The organism is Aphanizomenon flos-aquae FACHB-1287, assembly GCF_014698755.1.
Lineage (GTDB): Bacteria > Cyanobacteriota > Cyanobacteriia > Cyanobacteriales > Nostocaceae > Dolichospermum > Dolichospermum flosaquae.
This window is the reverse complement of record NZ_JACJTO010000078.1, coordinates 1-4,011: the sequence shown is the minus strand read 5'-3', so window position 1 is coordinate 4,011 and position 4,011 is coordinate 1. Positions and strand designations below refer to the sequence as shown.

5 protein-coding genes are annotated in these 4,011 nt (G+C 31.8%); all 5 read left to right on the top strand.

The annotated features are described in order from the left end of the window. The coding region (locus tag H6G44_RS20045; protein ID WP_199318022.1) for an eCIS core domain-containing protein at nucleotides 1-957 on the top strand (957 nt) is incomplete at its 5' end. 15 nt (nucleotides 958-972) lie between these two features. Then, nucleotides 973-1,530 (top strand): hypothetical protein, encoded by a 558-nt coding sequence (locus tag H6G44_RS19835; protein ID WP_190388269.1) that lies wholly within the window; start codon nucleotides 973-975, stop codon nucleotides 1,528-1,530. 200 nt (nucleotides 1,531-1,730) lie between these two features. Beyond that, the gene (locus H6G44_RS19830) at nucleotides 1,731-2,003 is read left to right on the top strand and encodes a hypothetical protein (protein WP_199291900.1); all 273 of its coding nucleotides are present in this window, start codon (nucleotides 1,731-1,733) and stop codon (nucleotides 2,001-2,003) included. Between the two features lie 113 nt (nucleotides 2,004-2,116). After that, the gene (locus tag H6G44_RS19825) at nucleotides 2,117-3,001 is read left to right on the top strand and encodes an HNH endonuclease (protein WP_190388270.1); all 885 of its coding nucleotides are present in this window, start codon (nucleotides 2,117-2,119) and stop codon (nucleotides 2,999-3,001) included. A 43-nt stretch (nucleotides 3,002-3,044) separates the two neighbouring features. Next, nucleotides 3,045-3,500, top strand: a complete 456-nt coding sequence (locus tag H6G44_RS19820) for a YrhA family protein (RefSeq protein WP_190388271.1) — start codon at nucleotides 3,045-3,047, stop codon at nucleotides 3,498-3,500. The last annotated feature ends 511 nt before the right edge of the window (nucleotides 3,501-4,011 follow it).

Sequence of the window (4,011 nt, the reverse complement as noted above, 5' to 3'; positions counted from 1 at the left end):
GTTCATACTGATGGTGAGTCAGATCAACTAAATAAATCTTTAAATTCTCGCGCTTTTGCTACAGGACAAGATATTTTCTTTAGTCAGGGAGCTTATAATCCCGGAAGTAGAGACGGACAGGAATTATTAGCACATGAATTGACTCATGTTGTGCAGCAAAATGGAGGGGTACAGAGGAAAATAGTTCAACATCAAACTACCGAACAGAAAATAGTACAGATGATGCCCAAGGTGAAATCTGGTAATCTTTCTGTTAAAGATGCACAAATAGCACTTGCTAAAGCTAACAAAGAATTGGCTTTTGAATTAGCACAAACTGCGGCAGATATTGCTGGTATTGTAGATCCCACACCAATTTCTGATGGTATTAGTGCGGCAATGAGTTTAGCTAAAGGTGATTATGTTGGTGCTGGACTATCTATAGTTTCTATGATTCCTTATTTGGGTGATACTATAGGTAAACCCATTAAAGCTGCTCGTAATGGTAAGAAAATTCTAAAACTCAGAAAAGAAATTGCTGAATTAATTCAGATAATTGAAAAATTTAGTCCTGCAGGAAGAAAAGCATCTGCCAAGACAAAAGATGCTGTTGCTCAGGAAATTAAGCAGGTTTTGAAACCTACTCTTGGGAATACTCCGAAAAATAAAGGAAAGATCAAACTTCTTACACAGTTTTCAGAATCTACTATTGATAAAGCAGTAGATTTAGTTGTAAAAGACGGGAATAAACTTATTCATTTATTTCCTAGTAAACATAATCTTAAACCATTAGTTAGTAAACTTGGAGGCAAAGAAAAAACAATTAGAGCAGTGTTAAATGCTGCTAATGGCAAATTACCTATAAGTGGTATATTTAAAGATATACCTGTTAATGTTGCTGGTGTGACTGTTCTTATCCGGGGTAATGTGATAGATGGAGTACCAAGACTTGGTACTATGTTTATTAAATCAAAGTAAATCAAAGGAGAAAATATGAACTGGAAGGAACAATTAGACAATTTACAAGATAGTAAACAATGGAAATCTGCTATAGATTTAATAGTAAAAACTATTAATAATAATAGTGAAGATGTAGAAGGTTATATCAGAATTATCTATCTACTTCATAATATTTTGCTCGAAGAAGATTATCTAGAAGAAGAACATGATCCAATGGCTAATTTATTAAGAAAATATTTTGAAGAATCCTATCAAAAATTTTCTGAAAATCCAGAATATTTATTTTTTGTAGGAAAAATATTGTATATTGCTGAATGGTATTTTGGTATAGATGATGATTTTAAACCCTTAGAAGAAAAACTGGCTTTTAAAATGCAAAAAAAAGCCTTTGAAAAAGATAGTGATAACCAACTTTATCAATGGGCTTATCTATTTTCTTTAAATGAAATAGACAAAGCTTTTTTATTATCAAATGAGATACTAAATGGTGAAAATAAATATTTAAATTGGTTGAAAACAAAGGGACTACCTGGAAGGTATATAATTCAATCTTTAGAATTCTGTTATGAGAATTATCAAAAAATACCATAAAGATAATAAATTTTAAAGGAGTTAAAAAATAAAATGCAAATCACCAAGATTATGGGAGTGATGATCGGTCTTGTTTGATTTGGAATCAATCAGAACAAACAAGTAGTTTTTGTTCTGAATTCTGAATTACGATGGGCAAACTTAGAAATTATGCTAAAAATAGTATGATATCGTTATTGATTAAGGAAAGATTTAAAGTTATGCTTATGATAAGCAAGCCAAATTATTATTGTCGTGTTTGTGGATTAATACAAGATGATTCTCCTTGGGGTAATGATAATAATACCCCTTTATTCAATATTTGTTCTTGTTGCGGTGTTGAATTTGGTTATGAAGATGCAACTCTAAATGCAATTAAAAATTATAGAACAACATGGTTAGCAAATGGTGCAGAATGGTTTGAAACTAAAGATAAACCAATAAAATGGCTGTTGGAAAATCAATTAAAAAATGTTCCTAATGAATATCTCTAGTTAGCAAGGCAGTTAAGGCTGTGTACCAGAATTAAGTAGGTGGGCGGAGGAAAATCAAAATATATTTCGTTTTGTGAGATGCACAAATAGCACTTGCTAAAGCTAACAAAGAATTGGCTTTTGAATTAGCACAAACTGCGGCAGATATTGCTGGTATTGTAGATCCCACACCAATTTCTGATGGTATTAGTGCGGCAATGAGTTTAGCTAAAGGTGATTATGTTGGTGCTGGACTATCTATAGTTTCTATGATTCCTTATTTGGGTGATACTATAGGTAAACCCATTAAAGCTGCTCGTAATGGTAAGAAAATTCTAAAACTCAGAAAAGAAATTGCTGAATTAATCCAGATAATTGAAAAACTTAGTCCTGCAGGAAGAAAAGCATCTGCCAAGACAAAAGATGCTGTTGCTCAGGAAATTAAGCAGGTTTTGAAACTTAAAAAATCTCCGCAATATGACCAACGAATTAGAAAAAGGGCTGTTGCAGATACAAAAGGATATGAAACTACATATGGAAAAAACGCTCAAACAAAATTTCGCAAACACAATACTGAAACATTTAAAGGTACACTCAGAGGTGAAAAAATAGAGTTACGAGGTGTATCAAGTCAACCAGTTTCCTATACAAAGCGGTCTAGAAATGAATACAAGCAACTTCGTTCACAATTTGATACTTCAGAGAGAAAGAATTTTGTACAAAATATTAGTTCAGATCCAGATAAAGTTAAAAAATTAAAAGAAGCTGGTTTGACTGATATAAATATTAAACTTTTAGAAGAGGGGAAGATACCCAAAGGTTGGCAAGTACATCATAAATTACCACTAGATGATGGAGGTACTAATAATTTTGATAATCTTGTACTTATTAAAAATGATCCTTATCATTTGACTATAACGAATGCTCAACGTGAGGTTATAAAAGGAATGACTGATGGTGATACAAAGATCATTAATTGGCCTATACCTAGTGGTTTTGTTTATCCTCCCAAACCCTAAACATTTATTCCTCAGTTTCACTTTACTATTCTGGATATAAATTATGACTTGTTATCATCAACTTCTTGAAACAATAGCTCAAGAACATCAAAAATTTCAACAATCAATGCAGCCTCCTTGCAATCCTCAAAAACTTATTCAATTAAAAGAAAAAGTAGAAAACCAATTAAATTGCACGCTACCAGATGGCTATATAGAATTTCTGAGTATAACTAATGGTTTAGATTGGAATGGATTATTAATTTTTGCCAGTGAAACAATACCAATAGTTGGTTACACTGATAGAAAAATTCCTGGATTTGTAGATATGAATTTATTGTATCGTGAAAATGAAGATTGTTTAGATTTATTGTTTTTTGGAGAATCAGGAATAGATAGTTATGTTTATTGTATTTCAACTAAGCAATATCAAATTCTTGATCGGGTTTCGTTAGATTTAACGGAAATATTTGATTCTTTTGAAATGCTAATTTATCAAGCATTTCGGTCTCATTTGTAATTCATTAGAATTTAGAATTTTGGCTCTTGAGTACATAATATGCAAAATCTGAACAAAAAAAATCTCATAAAGCTTACCATGGCTAATAAATAAGCCATATTTTTGAATATTATGGCAAAATCTTCTCTCTTTCCCCTGTTCCCCGTTCCCTTTTACTGACTGATAATTTAGCATACTATAGCAATCCTAAATGATTTATGAGAAAACATCATAGTCATGCGGATTCTGTTGTGGTGCATTAGTTTTTCCCCAGACATAACCACAGATGTCTCCCCAAAGTAAATGACATTCATCGACCATGAACACAACTAGCTCTCCTGAATCTATTTCCACTGAATTTATAATTAGGGCAAATTACGGCATGATTATAGGCAACTTTGAGCTAGATTTTAACGATTCGATTAAATATTGAAGCAGTAAAACAGGGATTCTTAAAATTTGTCAAAAATATTGCTAAACACTTACAAACTCCGATTAATTGCTCTCGTCATTTGGCTACAATATTGATTAT

What these genes read in the sequence shown, in the direction of transcription:
- H6G44_RS19820 (WP_190388271.1), top strand. Translation starts at nt 3,045, where the DNA reads ATGACTTGTTATCATCAACTTCTTGAAACAATAGCTCAAGAACATCAA.
- H6G44_RS19830 (WP_199291900.1), top strand. Translation starts at nt 1,731, where the DNA reads ATGCTTATGATAAGCAAGCCAAATTATTATTGTCGTGTTTGTGGATTA.
- H6G44_RS19835 (WP_190388269.1), top strand. Translation starts at nt 973, where the DNA reads ATGAACTGGAAGGAACAATTAGACAATTTACAAGATAGTAAACAATGG.